General features: G+C 34.0%; 17 protein-coding genes. 15 read left to right on the top strand and 2 right to left on the bottom strand.

Annotated features, from left to right (window positions below; translation table 11 throughout):
• The first annotated feature begins 2 nt into the window (after positions 1–2).
• The 3 genes from ABS764_RS05040 (at position 3) to ABS764_RS05030 (ending at position 2,436) form a co-directional block, all read left to right on the top strand.
• Positions 3–1,505: a hypothetical protein gene (locus tag ABS764_RS05040; protein ID WP_408080612.1), complete on the top strand. Its 1,503-nt coding sequence runs from the start codon at positions 3–5 to the stop codon at positions 1,503–1,505.
• 148 nt (positions 1,506–1,653) lie between these two features.
• Positions 1,654–2,172, top strand: coding sequence for a ferritin (locus ABS764_RS05035; RefSeq protein ID WP_408080610.1), 519 nt, complete (start codon positions 1,654–1,656; stop codon positions 2,170–2,172).
• A 78-nt stretch (positions 2,173–2,250) separates the two neighbouring features.
• Positions 2,251–2,436 carry a hypothetical protein gene (locus ABS764_RS05030; RefSeq protein ID WP_408080608.1) on the top strand — a complete coding sequence of 62 codons (186 nt, stop codon included), beginning with the start codon at positions 2,251–2,253 and terminating at the stop codon, positions 2,434–2,436.
• A gap of 88 nt (positions 2,437–2,524) precedes the next feature.
• Here the strand turns inward: ABS764_RS05030 and ABS764_RS05025 are convergent, their stop codons facing one another.
• Complete coding sequence (locus ABS764_RS05025) at positions 2,525–2,857, bottom strand: single-stranded DNA-binding protein (protein WP_408080606.1); 333 nt, start codon at positions 2,855–2,857, stop codon at positions 2,525–2,527.
• 210 nt (positions 2,858–3,067) lie between these two features.
• Here ABS764_RS05025 and ABS764_RS05020 point away from each other — a divergent pair, with 210 nt between their 5' ends.
• From ABS764_RS05020 to feoB, 12 genes are all read left to right on the top strand, one after another.
• On the top strand, positions 3,068–4,597 hold the full coding sequence (locus ABS764_RS05020; protein ID WP_408080604.1) for a carbon-nitrogen hydrolase family protein: 1,530 nt from the start codon (positions 3,068–3,070) through the stop codon (positions 4,595–4,597).
• A 2-nt stretch (positions 4,598–4,599) separates the two neighbouring features.
• On the top strand, positions 4,600–5,151 hold the full coding sequence (locus ABS764_RS05015) for a YfiT family bacillithiol transferase (RefSeq protein ID WP_408080602.1): 552 nt from the start codon (positions 4,600–4,602) through the stop codon (positions 5,149–5,151).
• A 5-nt stretch (positions 5,152–5,156) separates the two neighbouring features.
• Positions 5,157–5,507 (top strand): hypothetical protein, encoded by a 351-nt coding sequence (locus ABS764_RS05010; RefSeq protein WP_408080600.1) that lies wholly within the window; start codon positions 5,157–5,159, stop codon positions 5,505–5,507.
• Between the two features lie 25 nt (positions 5,508–5,532).
• Entirely contained in the window at positions 5,533–7,953 is a 2,421-nt protein-coding gene (locus tag ABS764_RS05005; RefSeq protein WP_408080598.1) for a M20/M25/M40 family metallo-hydrolase, read from the top strand.
• 85 nt (positions 7,954–8,038) lie between these two features.
• Complete coding sequence (locus ABS764_RS05000) at positions 8,039–8,662, top strand: MCP four helix bundle domain-containing protein (protein ID WP_408080596.1); 624 nt, start codon at positions 8,039–8,041, stop codon at positions 8,660–8,662.
• 148 nt (positions 8,663–8,810) lie between these two features.
• On the top strand, positions 8,811–9,383 hold the full coding sequence (locus tag ABS764_RS04995; RefSeq protein WP_408080594.1) for a porin family protein: 573 nt from the start codon (positions 8,811–8,813) through the stop codon (positions 9,381–9,383).
• A 166-nt stretch (positions 9,384–9,549) separates the two neighbouring features.
• Positions 9,550–9,915: a hypothetical protein gene (locus ABS764_RS04990; protein ID WP_408080592.1), complete on the top strand. Its 366-nt coding sequence runs from the start codon at positions 9,550–9,552 to the stop codon at positions 9,913–9,915.
• A gap of 165 nt (positions 9,916–10,080) precedes the next feature.
• Entirely contained in the window at positions 10,081–10,905 is an 825-nt protein-coding gene (locus tag ABS764_RS04985) for an NAD-dependent epimerase/dehydratase family protein (RefSeq protein WP_408080590.1), read from the top strand.
• The gene (locus ABS764_RS04980) at positions 10,905–11,849 is read left to right on the top strand and encodes a DMT family transporter (protein WP_408080589.1); all 945 of its coding nucleotides are present in this window, start codon (positions 10,905–10,907) and stop codon (positions 11,847–11,849) included. The genes ABS764_RS04985 and ABS764_RS04980 overlap by 1 nt, the downstream gene beginning before the upstream one ends.
• A gap of 48 nt (positions 11,850–11,897) precedes the next feature.
• On the top strand, positions 11,898–12,563 hold the full coding sequence (locus ABS764_RS04975; protein ID WP_408080588.1) for an SCO family protein: 666 nt from the start codon (positions 11,898–11,900) through the stop codon (positions 12,561–12,563).
• A gap of 136 nt (positions 12,564–12,699) precedes the next feature.
• Positions 12,700–12,939 (top strand): FeoA family protein, encoded by a 240-nt coding sequence (locus ABS764_RS04970; protein WP_408080586.1) that lies wholly within the window; start codon positions 12,700–12,702, stop codon positions 12,937–12,939.
• On the top strand, positions 12,939–15,038 hold the full coding sequence (gene feoB / locus ABS764_RS04965; RefSeq protein WP_408080584.1) for a ferrous iron transport protein B: 2,100 nt from the start codon (positions 12,939–12,941) through the stop codon (positions 15,036–15,038). The genes ABS764_RS04970 and feoB overlap by 1 nt, the downstream gene beginning before the upstream one ends.
• A gap of 240 nt (positions 15,039–15,278) precedes the next feature.
• Here the strand turns inward: feoB and ABS764_RS04960 are convergent, their stop codons facing one another.
• Entirely contained in the window at positions 15,279–15,932 is a 654-nt protein-coding gene (locus ABS764_RS04960) for a metal-dependent transcriptional regulator (protein ID WP_408080582.1), read from the bottom strand.
• Positions 15,933–15,971: the final 39 nt, after the last annotated feature.

Here is a 15,971-nt window from a genome sequence, read left to right as displayed (position 1 = left end):
TCATGAAAAAATCATTCCTTTTTTTATTTCTGTTTTGCTCATCAGTACTGTTTTGTCAAACGGTTCTCAACTCCTATCCTATTAGCTTAAACAATCCTAAAGGAAATGATAAAGAATTAAATTTTGAGCGCCTAAGATCTCTCGATCAAATCGTTGTCTCCGCCACATCTAATTACTCTAATAAAAACAATCAAATTCTGCATGTTGAAAATGAAAATACCCACGAAGTATTTGTTTTTATAAAGGACAGCGGGAAAATTACGATTCTAAAATACAATCGGGCCTTATTTTTAAATAGTGAATATGTCTTTCCGCTGAAAAATTTAGAAAACGTACAATTAACCGGCTGTAGTTTTAACAAAGATGGAAATCCAAACCTTTATCTATCCCCTAATTTACCTGGCAAAAAAGCTCCATTAGCTTTTATTTTAACTTTAAAATTTAATTTAGAAAACAAAACGCACACCCTTTACAGCACAAAATTACCTGTTAATGAATCTGTTACAACAACATTCCAGATGAATAATTCTTTTCATATTCTGGCACAGCATCGCGTGATGCAGGCATTGATTGTCTACAGTTTTGAGGAACCTAAAGTCGCCAAGAAAGTTTTTGATTTATCCTCTTTTGCCTTTCAGGATAAAAATGGTACAATGCAAACGTTTAATACCATTACTAAGGCGTATCCAATGGAAAAAATAGATATTAATGATTATAATCTGTTGGAGAAAACGGCTCAAAAAAGCAAAATTTATATTCAGAATAACCACATTGTACTGACTTTAGATTATAACTCTAAAAATACGCAGGCATTTGATCTTAATTTGGAAAATGGTCATTTAACCGAAAAGAACTTCTCACAATCTGTTCTTCAGGATGCAAAGAAAAAGAGTAATTCCTTTTATCACCTCGGAAAACTGTATCAGATTACTGCAGGCGAATCCGAACTCACTTTGGAAATAAAAGATTTTAACTCGGGTCAAATTCTAAAAAAGAATAGTGTTTTAAACGAAAGTGATCAAGACTTTAACAACATTCCCCTTTTCATTCAAAAAGATTCCCGAAAACCGAAAGACATTAAAACACCAAAACGATTTTTACAGCATCTGAACGATTTAGACATAGGAGTGACCGTTTATAATACTAAAAGAAATACTTATATTTCTATAGGCGGAATTCCAACGACAGAAGATAAAGGAAAACTTATTCAGCCTAATAGGTTTCATAACAGTTTCCTTGATGACGAGTTTTCTGATATAGATTTCCCGGAAATTTATCATTTTAAATATGCTTATTTTGAGGGTATTCTGAATCAAAACCTGGAGCTTGTTGCCCGTAATCAATCGCCACTTGCACTTGATAAATTGTCTTATTTTTTAAGTAAAAACAAGAAAATAGTTTTAAGCAATAGCTTTAAACTTAAAGACTATTATGTTTTAGGCTATTATGATGTCAAAGCAAAAAAATATGTAATGCGAAAATTTACAGATGGTTTTGATTTTTAAAAAACGCAAAGCCCGATTTTCTTTAGTTTTGGAAGACATAGAATAGATTAAAACTATTGCCAAATAGAAATCAAATTGATACCCTGAAAGATTTTTCACTGCCTTTTTAAGTACCTTTACATCACGTTAAATAAAAAAACTTATCGTTATGTTATCAAAAAATATAGAAGCAGCATTAAATAAGCAAATCCGTATTGAAGCAGAATCCTCTCAAACTTATTTATCAATGGCCTGCTGGGCAGAAGTAAACGGTTTAGAAGGGATCTCACAATTTATGTATGCACAGTCAGATGAGGAGCGTGCGCACATGCTTAAATTAATCAAATATGTAAATGAACGTGGCGGTCACTCGCAAATCACTGATTTAAAAGCACCTAAAACATCCTACACTACTTTCAAAGAAATGTTTGAAACATTGTATGAACATGAAACTTTTGTTTCAAACTCCATTAATGAACTGGTACACATCACTTTTTCTGAAAAAGATTATGCGACGCATAATTTCTTACAATGGTATGTTTCGGAACAAATAGAAGAAGAAGCTACCGCTAAAACAATTTTGGATAAAATTAATCTGATTGGTGATGACAAAGGAGGTTTGTACTTGTTTGACCGTGACATTCAGCAAATAACAGTAACCAGTTCTGTTGCAATCAATCCAAAATAAAAAAAGTTAAAGTTTATTTAGAATATATAAAAATAATATTTTTGTTTTATATTTGTCTCGTTATTAAACGGATAGAAAGTGGGCAAGAAAGAAAAAGAAAAGGATAAGAAGAAAAAAAAGAAAGACAAAAAGAAAAAAGAAGCTCTTGTTGTCATCAAAAAAGTGGAAAACTGTAAATCTTCTTGTTGCGAAAAATTCAAAAAATCAGAAAGCAAGCGTTGCAAACGTTGCCCTATGCATGATTTGATTAAAAAAGTAGCCTAATTTTATATATACAAAAACCCATCTCTTTTTTTTTACATCGAGATGGGTTTTCTGCTTTTAAAAAATTCGGTTCTTTAATTCAATTCAGCTATTTTCCCAATAAAAGTAATTCGGTAACCACTACTTCGGTAACATAACGCTTTTCTCCGTTTTTATCATCATAGGTACGATGTGTTAATTTACCTTCAACAGCAATTTCTTTTCCTTTAGTTACATATTTTTCAATAATTTCAGCCGTTTTACCCCATGCCACAACTCTGTGCCATTGCGTTTCTTCTACTTTTTCTCCTTTTTCATTTTTGTAACTTTCATTTGTCGCCAGGGTAAAATTGGCTAATTTTTTACCTCCGTCAAAATTTTTGATTTCAGGATCATTTCCTAAATGTCCGATCAACTGTACTTTGTTTCTTAATGCATTCATGGCGTATATCATTTAATTGTTATTATCTGAACTCGTTTCAGACTTTTTGGCTTATAGTATCGAAAATGGTTTGTTTCATTCCGATGGGACAAAGTTGCAACCGTTGTGATGAATTATTCGGTTACTATCTAATTACTTTCGGTTGTAAATAATTGTAAACGTTTGTAAACGGATAATATTTTTTGTACATTGCAGAAAATCAACACATTTATGCAAGCTGAAATCAATAAAGTAGAACTACGAAATTTAAAAATCGAAGATTATAAGGAATTAAAAAAGTCAATGATGGAATCTTATCCTGAGATGGCCGATAATTACTGGAATGAATCTGAGGTTAAAAAATTACTTAAAATTTTTCCCGAAGGCCAACTTGTGATTCTGGTAGATGATATTGTGGTAGGCTCAGCATTGTCCCTGATTGTTCCTGAAGATTTAGTAGATAAAAATCATGATTATGCTAAAATCACAGGAAATTACACTTTTTCGACGCATACTTACAATGGAGATGTGCTTTACGGGATTGATGTTTTTGTGGACCCAAAATACCGAGGTTTACGCTTAGGCCGCAGAATGTATGACGCACGAAAAGAAATTTGTGAACAACTGAATCTGAAATCTATTGTATTTGCAGGCAGAATTCCTAATTACGGTCAGTATGCACAAGAACTCACGCCTAAAGGATATATTGACAAGGTAAAAAGAAAAGAAATTCATGACCCCGTACTTTCCTTTCAGCTGAGTAATGATTTTCACGTGATGCGAATCATGAAAAATTATCTCGAAGGAGATAAAAAATCTAAAGAATTTGCGGTACTATTAGAATGGAACAACATTTATTATGATGAAAGTCCGCAGATTATCAATACGACAAAAAGTGTCATTCGTTTAGGATTAATTCAATGGCAAATGCGTCCCTTAAAAGACTTAGAAGCATTGTTTGAACAATCAGAGTTTTTTATTGATGCTGTTTCAGGTTATGGCAGTGACTTTGCTGTATTTCCTGAATTATTTATTGCCCCACTGATGGCTGATTACAATCACCTTTCTGAAGCAGATGCTATCCGGGAATTAGCAAAATACGCCGTACCTATAAGGAAACGTTTTCAGGAATTAGCCATTGCCTACAACATTAATATTATTACCGGAAGCATGCCGCATCTGGTAGACGGCACTTTGTACAACGCCGGTTTTCTTTGTAAAAGGGACGGTACCTATGAAACTTATACTAAAATTCACATCACGCCAAATGAGGTTTTCCATTGGGGAATAACAGGCGGAAACACTATCCAGACCTTTGATACTGATTGTGGAAAAATAGGAATTGTAATTTGTTATGATGTTGAATTCCCTGAACTTTCCCGATTAATGGCCGATGAAGGCATGAATATTCTATTTGTTCCCTTTTTGACGGATACACAAAACGGTTATACACGCGTCAAACATTGCGCTCAGGCCCGGGCAATAGAAAACGAATGTTATGTTGCTATTGCGGGATGTGTAGGGAATTTACCTAAAGTAAATAATATGGATATTCAATATGCGCAAACAGCTGTTTTTACTCCTTCTGACTTTGCTTTTCCAAGTAATGGAGTGAAAGCCGAAACAACCCCAAACACCGAAATGACATTGATTGTTGATGTTGATCTGGATTTATTAAAAGAGCTCCACGAACACGGAAGCGTTAAAATATTAAAAGACCGCCGACATGATTTATATCGTATCAGAAAATTAAAAAGCTAAATATGGAAAGTGAACTATTTGATTTAGAAAAATTAAAGTTTCCCATCGGAGAATTTCAAAAACCAAATTTAATAACCACAGATAATTTAAAAAACTGGATAGCAATTATTGAAGAATTCCCTTCAAAAGTAAAATTGCTGACTGAAAACCTTTCTGTAAAAGAGTTAAATTGGATATACAGACCTGACGGATGGAAAATAAAACAGCTAATACATCATTGTGCCGACAGCCACATGAATAGTTTTATTCGCTTTAAACTGGCTTTAACAGAAGAAATGCCCATAATAAAACCTTACGAAGAAGATCAATGGGCTGAACTTCAGGACGGACTTGCTGATGATTTATCAGCATCAGTACTAATTATTGAAGGCGTACATGCCCGATGGGTTTACTTACTGAAATCCTTTGGCGAAAAGGAGTTAAAACGACAATTTATTCATCCTGCTACCAATAAAATTTCGACACTGGAAGAAACAATCGGAATGTATGCCTGGCATTGCAACCATCATTTAGCACATATCGAACAAGCCTTACTATACAAAGGCCAATTTTAATAATTATGGAAAAAAACTGTTTAGAATGTGGGGAAAAAATTGTAGGCCGCGAAGATAAAAAGTTCTGCAGCGACGGCTGTCGCAATGCTTATAACAATAAGATAAACAAAGACAGTAATAACATTATGCGTAACATTAATAATAAATTACGCAAAAATTATCGTATTCTTACAGAACTCAATACAGATGGAAAATCAAAAACTACAAAAACTAAATTATTAAGTAAAGGTTTTGATTTTGATTTTTTTACCAATATATTGAAAACCAAAACAGGAAACACCTATTATTTTCTGTACGATCAAGGCTATATGTTATTAGAAAATGATTTGTATATTCTTGTAAAAAAAGACAATTAGCAACCCACCCAAATCTACCTTAAAAATGAAAAAAGATTTATCCTCCATTGTTTCGGTACTGTTTTTTATAGCTATTCTGGCTTTAGTATACCTTAGCATGATGCCGCAATGGACTGTAAATAATGACAAACCCCTTGCAGAGTTTTCTACTAAAAGAGCTTTAGTACATATAAAATCAATTAGTCAGAAACCACATTTTACTGGATCAGAAAACCACAACAAAGTCGCTAATTATTTACGTTATGAATTAATAAAACTGGGGCTTGAAACGCATTTTCAGGATGGATATACGTTAACGGATTGGGGAAATTTAACCAAATCAAAAAATATAATCGCCCGAATAAAAGGAAGTCAACAGGGAAAAGCACTTTTATTACTTTCTCATTATGACAGTGCTCCGCATTCGGCTTCCCACGGAGCCAGTGACGATGCAACAGGTGTGGCTACCATTCTGGAAAGTATGCGGGCATTTTTACATAATAAAACCCCACATAAAAATGACATTATTATTCTGTTTACCGATGCCGAAGAACTTGGATTAAATGGCGCTTCACTTTTTGTAAGCAGACACCAATGGGCTAAGGAAATTGGATTAGCCTTAAATTTTGAAGCCCGGGGAACATCTGGTCCTTCTTATATGCTAATGGAAACCAATGGTGGAAATGCAGGAATGGTCAAGAATTTTGCGGCAGCAAATCCTACTTTTCCGGTATCTAACTCACTGATGTACAGCATTTATAAAATGCTGCCTAATGATACCGATTTAACTGTTTTCAGAGAACAAGGAAATATTCAGGGTTTCAATTTTGCTTTTATTGACGGACATTATAATTATCATACAGCTCAGGATGATCTACAGCATTTAGACAGCAATTCTTTAGCACATCAGGGTTCTTATCTGATGCCTTTGCTGCAATATTTTTCTAATGCCAATTTAAACAGCGTCCAATCATCTGAAGATTATGTATATTTCTCCATACCATTTAGTTTTATCAGCTATCCGTTTAGCTGGGTGATACCCATGTTAATTATTGCTTTTGCTCTTTTACTGTTTTTTATATTCTTAGGAATTGCTAAAAGAATTCTAAGCGTACAGAAAATGCTCCATGGATTCATTCCTTTTTTGGGAGCATTAATTTCAGCCGGATTAATTGTCTTTTTTGGCTGGAAAATTGTACTGCAAATTTATCCGCAATACAGTGATTTACTTAACGGCTTTACTTACAACGGACATAGTTATATTGGCGCATTTGTATGCTTAAGCATCGCAATATGTTTTGCCTTTTATCGCTTTTTTTACCCAAACAGAATTAGTGCTAATGATTTTGTAGCTCCCATATTTATCTGGCTGCTTATCAATATCGCAATTGCATTTGGTTTACAGGGTGCCGGGTTTTTAATTATTCCGGTTTATTTTGGAATTTTTATGTTTGGATTTTATATTCTTACCCAAAAATACATTCCTCTGTTAAACTTAATTTTTGCTGTTCCGGCCTTATTAATCATTGCCCCTTTCATTCAAATGTTCCCCATAGGTCTGGGATTAAAAATTCTCTTCGGAAGTGCCATTCTTACTGCTTTATGTTTTGGATTACTCCTGCCTACATTAGGTAATTTTGTCCAGAAAGGCAGCTGGTCCATTCTGTTTTTAATAGCTTCTGTCGGCTTTTTTATTAAAGCAGATGCTGATTCCAATTATGAAAAAGGAAAAGCTAAATCAAACAGCCTTGTTTATCTTTATAATGCTGATACAAACAAAGCAAAATGGCTCACCTATGATAAAAATTTAGATATCTGGACCAAAAAATATTTAGGCGAAAATCCCGGATTATTAAAAGGTTCTGATGATATTCCACTTTTTAGTAAATACAATTCTCAATTTACTTTTGCTGCACCGGCTCCTTTAAAAAACATAGCTCAACCCACAATTGATTTTCTTACGGATAGCATTGCAGAAAATCAGCGGTATCTCAAAATTCGTATTTCACCTAACCGGAAAGTTAATCGCTATGATATTTTTGCTCATGAAAAAATGCAGTTTTATAATATTAAAACCAATGGAGTTTCTCATTTAGAACAAAAAAACAGACTATTAAAACGGGAAGGTAAAAAATTACTGAGTTACTATGTAGTTGATAATGATCCGTTGGTTTTAGAATTTAACATGGATGCATCTGCAGTTTTTGATATGCAATTACTTGAAAGTTCCTTTGATTTAATGGACAATCCATTATTCACTATGGAAAAAAGAGCTGACTGGATGATGCCAACACCTTTTGTATTAAACGATGCAGTTGCTATCCAAAAAACAATTAAACCGTCTCCGGTTGCTATTCAGTCACCATCAGCAATAGCCGAACCCAAAGTTTACAAAGCGAAACCAATTCCCGTCAAAGCTGTTCATGACAGGGAACTTAAAACTGTTATTGATACTACAAAAGCATAACAGCAAACTCCTTTTATGTTGTTTCCTTAATTCTCTTTTTAAATCAGCAAGAAAGGTTTATCTTTCGAAATTAAACCAACTGATTATGAGAGATATAAACACCATAAACCGAAAAACAAAAGCGGCAGCCATATTGATTTTTGTTACCATTTTACTGTTGATAAGTAATTATTTTATTGGACTTAATTCTAAAAAAACCAATGAAAGCATTCAGGCGATTTACAACGACAGGTTAATGGTAAGTCATTATATTTTTCAGTATACTAATACTATTCATCAAATAAAATCAGCAGCTGCAAGCTCCCCTTTTTCCGAAAAACAAAAGTTTATCAGCGGCTCTTTGCAGCGCATCCGGTCTTTAGATAAAAAATACTTAGCGACTGTTCTGACTCCCGAAGAAAAAAGACAATTCAATTTTTTCCGGAATCAGTGTGCAGCAATAGAAACAATGAATCAAAATAAAGATTGGCAAAAACTTACAGAATGGAGTACCCAAAGTTTACAAACTTTAGAAATATTAGCCCAAATTCAAATTGATGAAGGAAAAACAACACTTACAACTGCCAATACAATGCACAATGGAAATCAGTTTTTTGCTCAGTTGGAAATTGGTTTGTTCATTGTTTTAGGCTGCCTTTCAGCCTATTTATTGGTTTTAAAAAAAATGAAAGTAAAAATAAAAATTCCTGAAGCACCCGGTATGAATTAAAAAAAAAGACACCTATAAAGTTTATTTTTTACAAAAACTATATAAATCACTGAGAGCCAAGATGCTGTAAAAAACGTTAAAAAGCCCGAAAACACAGGGGGTCCAAAAGCTTTTATCTAATTTTGTATAGTCAAAAAAAAAAATAAACATGAAAAAAATCATTTTATCATTAGCTGCAGTTTTTGCATTTGGATTTGCAAATGCTCAGGAAACAAAAAATGTAAAATTAGGAATCAAAGCCGGAGCTAATTACAATTGGTTAGCAACAGGAGCTTCATCTGTACATGATTTACGTCCTGAAGTAGGATATCATGCCGGTTTAGTGGCCGAATTCAAAATGTGCGATGAATTTTCATTTCAGGCTGAAGCTTTGTATTCTCATTCCAGCTTTAAATTTGATGGAAATGGAAATACCAGCGGCAGTGATTTAGAAATTAGTGAAATTGCAATACCTGTTTTAGCCAAATTCAACCTTACTAAAGGTTTGTCAATTGAGGTTGGTCCTCAGGCGAGTGCTATAATTGACTCTAAAGCAAACGGACTTTATGCTAACACCAATTTGAGAAAATACAATGTGGCGTCAGTTTCAGGATTAGCTTATGACTTTACCTCAGGAGCATTTATTCAGGCAAGATACATTTATAACTTTCTGGACTTAGCTTACGGACCGGAAGGAAATAACCGTTTTGGGATTCAGGCTGGTGTAGGATACAAATTCTAATATTTTTCATAAAATAGCAATAGAAAACCACGCAGATTGCGTGGTTTTTTTATGCAAAAAATCATTCGTTTAATTTAATTTTTATTCTATAAATAACTGAAAATAAACATTTAAAAAAATATTTTTTTGTAACTTGTACATATCTAACCCAAAAACCTCAAAAATTATGAAAAAATTAAACTTTTTTATTTGTGGATTTGTATTATCGGCTACATTGATAATATCTTGTAATAATAAACGAAACGATCTGGTAGATACCTGGAAAGTTACAGCGGTAGAGGGAAAAACGCCTCATATGGATTCTGTAAAAAATGATATTTTGGCTAATGGAACTTTAACTTTTACTAAAGACGGACATGTTAACGGAAAACTGGAAACTGATTTCAACGGAACCTATGCTTTAACTAAAAAGGGTAAAAACCTGGTAATTAAAGATGAAACAGGTACTCCGTATCCTTTTGAAAGTACCATTTCCGACGATATGCTGATTTTAGACAGCGAAGAAGTAAAAATCACATTCATGAAAAAATAAAATACGATACAAGTTTATTGTTCGGTAGCCGTCTCAAAATTGAGGCGGTTTTTTTATATCCGATAATTTTATATAGCATCTGTGTCTTAAAAAATACTCTAATCTTTGCCCCTAAAATCCAAATAATTATATAGACCTTTGCATCTTGAAATAATTGAAAGCAAAATGGAACAAATAAGCATTTTAGGTTGTGGATGGCTGGGATTTCCTTTGGCGAAAGCATTACTGAAAGAAGGTTTTACGATTAAAGGTTCTACTACAACAGCAGATAAAAAAGAAATGCTGGAAAAGTCCGGAATTAAACATTTCCCTATTGCTCTCGAAGCAGAAAACTTCTCGTCTCCCGTAACGCCATTTTTAGACGGAAGCGAAACGCTTATCATTGCTATCCCTCCTAAATTAAGAGGAAAAAATAAAGATTACTCTGATGCAGCACACAATTCATTTGTTAAAAAAATAGAAAACCTCCTGCCTTTTATTCAGCAATCAACAGTAAAAAATGTGCTGTTTATTAGTTCGACTGCGGTTTACGGAGAAGCTAATGACGTTGTTGACGAAAACACTGCTCCCTCTCCTGTTACAGAAAGCGGCAAACAATTACTGGAAATTGAACAATTATTGCTAGCTAATACACATTTTAAAACTACTGTTTTGCGTTTTGGCGGGCTCATTGGTGAAGACCGGAATCCTGCCCGATTCTTAGCCGGAAAAGAGAATGTTCCTAATCCGGATGCACCCATCAATTTAATTCACTTGGATGATTGTATTGGAATCATCCTGAAAATTATAACAACCAACATCTGGAATACTACTCTTAATGCAGTGGCACCATTTCATCCCAGCCGACAAGAGTATTATACTCAAAAAGCAATTATAGAAAATCTGGTCCCTCCGCAATTTAGTCACGAAATTCCTTCAGTTGGAAAAACTATTTTATCCGATAAAGTAATCAGACTGCTAGATTATCATTTCATTCAAATTCATTTATAGTGATAACCAAATTCAAAACCACCGTTTCAACCAGAATAAATGCTATTGGATTACCTGTTCTGGCGCTTATTTGGGTTGGTTTTTTCTGGGGAACCACCTGGATCGCTTCAAAAGAAGGAGTTCGTTATATTCCCGGTATTCAGATGGCTGCCATTCGGCAGTTTATTGCCGGTGCAATTTATATAGTCTTTTTTCTTTTTACAAAAACACCCTGGCCAAAAGGCAAACAATGGAATACAATTGTTATTCTGGCTATTCTCAATTTTACTTTAAGCAATGGTCTGAGTACAGCGGGGGTTAAATACATCAGTAGCGGACTGGGTGCTATTATTGCTGCCATTTTCCCTATCTGGATAGTGCTTATTTCTTTTTTTAAAGGTGAAAAAATTGCTCAGTTAGCTGCAATCGGGGTTTTTGTAAGCTTTGGCGGAGTCTGCATTATTTTTTATGAATATCTGGCAGATTTTTTAATTCCCGACTTTAGATTCGGAATTTTTCTATCTGTTTTAGCTACCATTACCTGGGCATTTGGTACTTTGTATACCAAGAAAAAAGCAGCTTCTTATAATCCGTATTTTAGTTTAGGATTCCAAATGTTTATTTCGGGTCTGCTTTTATTTGCTTACAATGCTGCTGCGGGCATTTCGGTCAGTGTACGTGAAATTCCGATGGAAACCTGGCTTGCGATCGCTTATCTGGTTGTGGTAGGTTCGTTAATTACTTTTACTGTATTCATTTATTCGCTGCAAAACCTCCCTCCCGAAGTGAGCAGCCTGTATGCTTATATGAATCCTGTGGTAGCAGTACTTTTAGGTTCGGCCATTTTTGGGGAATCGCTTAGTATCTCCATTGCACTGGGCGGATTGGTTACTTTATCCGGCTTGTATTTAGTCAACAAATCATTAAGACAAAGCCGCAAAAAAACAAATATATTAATTAAGTAAAGCTTCCTGATTTCCAAGCAGGTTTTTGTATTTTTGCAAAAAAAATTCATGAAATCTGTTTTATACAAATACCGCATATTCATTGGTATCTTTATTGTTTTTTCGGCAATCACACTTTTTTTATTTTATGGGGCATTAAAACCTAAAAAAACACTTCCAATTTATAATCCGGCCGATGTAAATCCTGAATTAGTAGACAGTACGGTGCAATATGTGAGCAAATACCATACAATAGCTGATTTTTCGTTTACCAATCAAAACGGGAAAACCATTACTCAAAAAGATTATGAAGGGAAAATTTATGTTGCTGATTTTTTCTTTACTACCTGTGGTTCTATTTGTCCAAAAATGACCGCAAATTTAGTGGAAGTTCAAAAAGCTGTCCTTAATAATCCCAAAGTCATGTTGTTATCACACACCGTTTTTCCCGAAGTAGATACGGTAGAAGCTTTAAAAGCTTATGCGCTGAAAAACGATGTAGTTGACAGCAAGTGGAATCTGGTTACAGGAGATAAAAAAGAAATTTATACCATGGCCAGAAAATCATATTTAGCCGTAAAACTGGGAAAACCAAGTGAATTATACGATATGGTTCATACAGAAAATTTTGTTTTGGTTGACGCTAAAAAACGTGTTCGCGGCTTTTATGACGGAACGAAAAAAGAAGATATTGAGCGATTAATCGAAGATATTAACTTTCTTTGTGAAAATTAAAAAATTAAAACCCAAAAACACAGAAATATATTTTTACTTAAAATAAATTCTAATTAAATCATAAAACTGATTTTTAGAAGTCAATTTAGTATTATAATTATGTATTTTTGCAATCTTAATTCAATCTAAATAAGCCTTGCGTACCACGATAAATTCACTACGAAAAAACGAAAAAGCAATCATCAAAGATTTTGATATTGACATTATTCCTTTAAAGTTACTTGAAATGGGGTGCTTACCTGGAAACACAGTCCAATTACTTCAAATTGCACCTTTTGGAGATCCGTTATATTTAGATGTAAATGGTTCTCACGTGGCTATTCGCCTGGAAACAGCTAAAGAAATTGAAGTAGAACTTATCAAAATTGTACTTTAATGGTCCCTCAGAATATTAACGTAGCATTAATCGGAAATCCAAACGTAGGTAAAACTTCTGTCTTTAATCAGCTTACCGGTCTGAATCAACAGGTAGGTAACTACCCGGGAATCACCGTGGAAAAAAAGATTGGATTTTGCAAATTACCCCATAATATCAAAGTTAACATTCTGGACTTGCCGGGGACTTACAGTCTTAATGCAAGTTCTATTGATGAAAATGTAGTTATAGAATTATTATTAAATAAAAATGATAAATTATATCCGGATGTAGCATTAGTAGTCACTGATGTAGAAAATCTGAAGAGAAATTTATTGCTTTTTACTCAGATTAAAGATCTTGAGATCCCCACCATTTTAGTCATTAATATGGCTGACCGAATGGAAACTAAAGGAATTTCACTCAATATCCCTTTTCTTGAAGAACAATTAAAAACAAAAATTGCCTTAGTAAGTTCCAGAAAATCTTTAGGAATTGAGGAGTTAAAAGAGCTCATTGTAACTTATAAATCAATACCGGCTGAGCCTTGTTTAAATGCTTCGGTTATTGACAAAGAATATTTTAACAATTTACAAAATGCTTTTCCGGATCAGCTGTTATACAAACTTTGGTTAGTAATTACTCAGGATGTTAACTTTTTAAATTTAGAACGAAAAGAAATACAGAGTTCGTTTACCAAATCACATACTGAATTAAAGCGCTTACAGCAAAAAGAGACGATTAAACGCTATCAGTTTATCAATGATGTATTAAAAGAAGGTCTTAGTATAGATACCAGCATAGCCAAAGATTTTCGCTCTAAACTGGATCGTGTTTTAACACACAAATTCTGGGGGTATATCATTTTCTTTGTAATCCTTTTTGTTATTTTCCAATCGATATTTGACTGGTCTTCTATCCCAATGGATTTTATCGACAGCAGCTTTGCCACATTAAGCACGATGGCCGCTGAGAATTTGCCGGCAGGTATTTTAACCGATTTGATTTCTCAGGGAATTATTCCCGGTATTGGAGGAATCCTGATTTTTATCCCACAAATTGCATTCTTATTTCTCTTTATATCCATCTTAGAAGAAAGTGGTTATATGAGCCGAGTGGTCTTTATTATGGATAAAATCATGCGTCGTTTTGGATTATCAGGAAAAAGTGTTGTCCCCTTGATTTCAGGAACTGCCTGTGCAATCCCTGCTATCATGGCCACACGAAATATTGAGAACTGGAAAGAACGCTTAATAACCATTCTGGTAACGCCGTTCACCACCTGCTCTGCCCGATTGCCTGTTTATGCTATAATTATTGCATTAGTTATCCCTAATCACCGCGTATTAGGATTTTTGAACCTTCAGGGATTAACCTTAATGTTATTGTATCTTTTAGGCTTTGGCATGGCAATATTTTCGGCTTATGTATTAAACAAAGTAATGAAAATAAGCGGAAAAACTTTTTTTGTAGTCGAAATGCCTAATTATAAGTTACCCTTATTTAAAAATGTTGCTATTAATGTAATCGAAAAAACAAAAGCATTTATTTTAGGTGCAGGAAAGATTATTTTAGCAATATCCATTGTACTTTGGTTTTTAGCTTCTTACGGGCCCGGAGAAAAATTTCAAAATGCCGAAAGCATTATTACTGCGCAGGAAAAAAACAACACCATTTCAGAAGCTGAACTTGAAAACAAAATTGCTTCCTATAAACTGGAGAATTCGTATATTGGAATCATGGGTAAAACAATAGAACCGGTTATTTCTCCTTTAGGATATGATTGGAAAATAGGTATTGCCATTATTAGTTCATTTGCGGCCAGAGAAGTATTTGTGGGTACATTAGCGACCATTTACAGTGTGGGAGGATCAGATAATGAAACTACTATTAAAAATAAAATGCAATCTGAAATCCATCCTGAAACGGGTTTAAAGGTATTTAATTTTGCTACCGGGATTTCATTACTGCTGTTTTATGCTTTTGCAATGCAATGCGCCAGTACAATAGCCATTACTAAAAAAGAGACTAATAGCTGGAAATGGCCGTTAGGACAATTAATATTCATGAGTGCTTTTGCCTATTTTGTTGCCTTAATAGCGTATCAAATTTTAAAATAAGAAAAGATGTTTCAGGAAATTATAGCTTTTATAACACTTGGCATAGCCGTTATTTACCTTATTAAGAAATTCTTTTTAAAAAAGAAAAAAAAGGATAAAAACTGCGGCGGTGATGACTGCGGCTGCCATTAAAAATAGTTTTATCCGAAAAAAAACAAGACCTAAGCGGTAATTTTCACCGCAGACTTGCAGATGATAATTTTGTGAATCTGCGGTAATTTTTTTTATAGTTCTGTTTGTTTAACTCAGCTTTACAAAAAGATTGGTAGCTATTTTATTCGAAATATTCAATGGTTTATCATCCACTTTAATACGCAGCGAAAGATCAAAAGTTTCTTTACCCAGAATTTCAATAGTAGATCCCAGAGCAATTTGCTGCTTATCCAGATATTTTAAAAACTCCGAAGAAGTATCCTTAACACCTACACAAATTCCTTTTTGGTTTTCTGTCAGGTCAGAAAGCAATTGTTTTTCAATTTTAGGCAACAATCCCTGCGCATTAGGAATAGGATCACCATGTGGATCTTCGGTTGGATTTCCTAGAAAATCATCCAGCTTATTAATCAGTTTCTCCGATTTTATATGCTCTAACTGCTCTGCAATATCATGAACCTCATCCCAGGAAAAATCCAGCTTTTCAACTAAAAAAACTTCCCACAAACGGTGTTTTCTGACAATCATTTTAGCCTCCAGTTTTCCTTTTTCAGTCAGACTTACTCCTTGGTATTTTTTATAATGAACTAAATCTTTTTCAGCCAGCTTTTTAAGCATATCAGTAACTGATGAGGCTTTTGTCTCCATGACTTCGGCAATAGCATTCGTACTTACTCCCGAACCGGAAACTACAGTAAGATGATAGATAGATTTAAGATAATTTTCTTCTGAAAAAGTCATTTTTTTGAGGTTGTATGTTACTAAACTGCTAAGTTGCTA

This window comes from Flavobacterium plantiphilum, from assembly GCF_046000495.1.
GTDB lineage: Bacteria > Bacteroidota > Bacteroidia > Flavobacteriales > Flavobacteriaceae > Flavobacterium > Flavobacterium plantiphilum.
Note: the sequence above shows the minus strand (reverse complement) of the source record. Positions and strands in the feature narration are given on the sequence as shown.

Coding starts and splice junctions, on each gene's coding strand:
- ABS764_RS05020 (WP_408080604.1), top strand. CDS start 3,068: ATGCAAGCTGAAATCAATAAAGTAGAACTACGAAATTTAAAAATCGAA.
- ABS764_RS04985 (WP_408080590.1), top strand. CDS start 10,081: ATGGAACAAATAAGCATTTTAGGTTGTGGATGGCTGGGATTTCCTTTG.
- feoB (WP_408080584.1), top strand. CDS start 12,939: ATGGTCCCTCAGAATATTAACGTAGCATTAATCGGAAATCCAAACGTA.
- ABS764_RS05000 (WP_408080596.1), top strand. CDS start 8,039: ATGAGAGATATAAACACCATAAACCGAAAAACAAAAGCGGCAGCCATA.
- ABS764_RS04990 (WP_408080592.1), top strand. CDS start 9,550: ATGAAAAAATTAAACTTTTTTATTTGTGGATTTGTATTATCGGCTACA.
- ABS764_RS05015 (WP_408080602.1), top strand. CDS start 4,600: ATGGAAAGTGAACTATTTGATTTAGAAAAATTAAAGTTTCCCATCGGA.
- ABS764_RS05005 (WP_408080598.1), top strand. CDS start 5,533: ATGAAAAAAGATTTATCCTCCATTGTTTCGGTACTGTTTTTTATAGCT.
- ABS764_RS05035 (WP_408080610.1), top strand. CDS start 1,654: ATGTTATCAAAAAATATAGAAGCAGCATTAAATAAGCAAATCCGTATT.
- ABS764_RS05025 (WP_408080606.1), bottom strand. CDS start 2,857: ATGAATGCATTAAGAAACAAAGTACAGTTGATCGGACATTTAGGAAAT.
- ABS764_RS04995 (WP_408080594.1), top strand. CDS start 8,811: ATGAAAAAAATCATTTTATCATTAGCTGCAGTTTTTGCATTTGGATTT.
- ABS764_RS04975 (WP_408080588.1), top strand. CDS start 11,898: ATGAAATCTGTTTTATACAAATACCGCATATTCATTGGTATCTTTATT.
- ABS764_RS05010 (WP_408080600.1), top strand. CDS start 5,157: ATGGAAAAAAACTGTTTAGAATGTGGGGAAAAAATTGTAGGCCGCGAA.
- ABS764_RS04960 (WP_408080582.1), bottom strand. CDS start 15,932: ATGACTTTTTCAGAAGAAAATTATCTTAAATCTATCTATCATCTTACT.
- ABS764_RS05040 (WP_408080612.1), top strand. CDS start 3: ATGAAAAAATCATTCCTTTTTTTATTTCTGTTTTGCTCATCAGTACTG.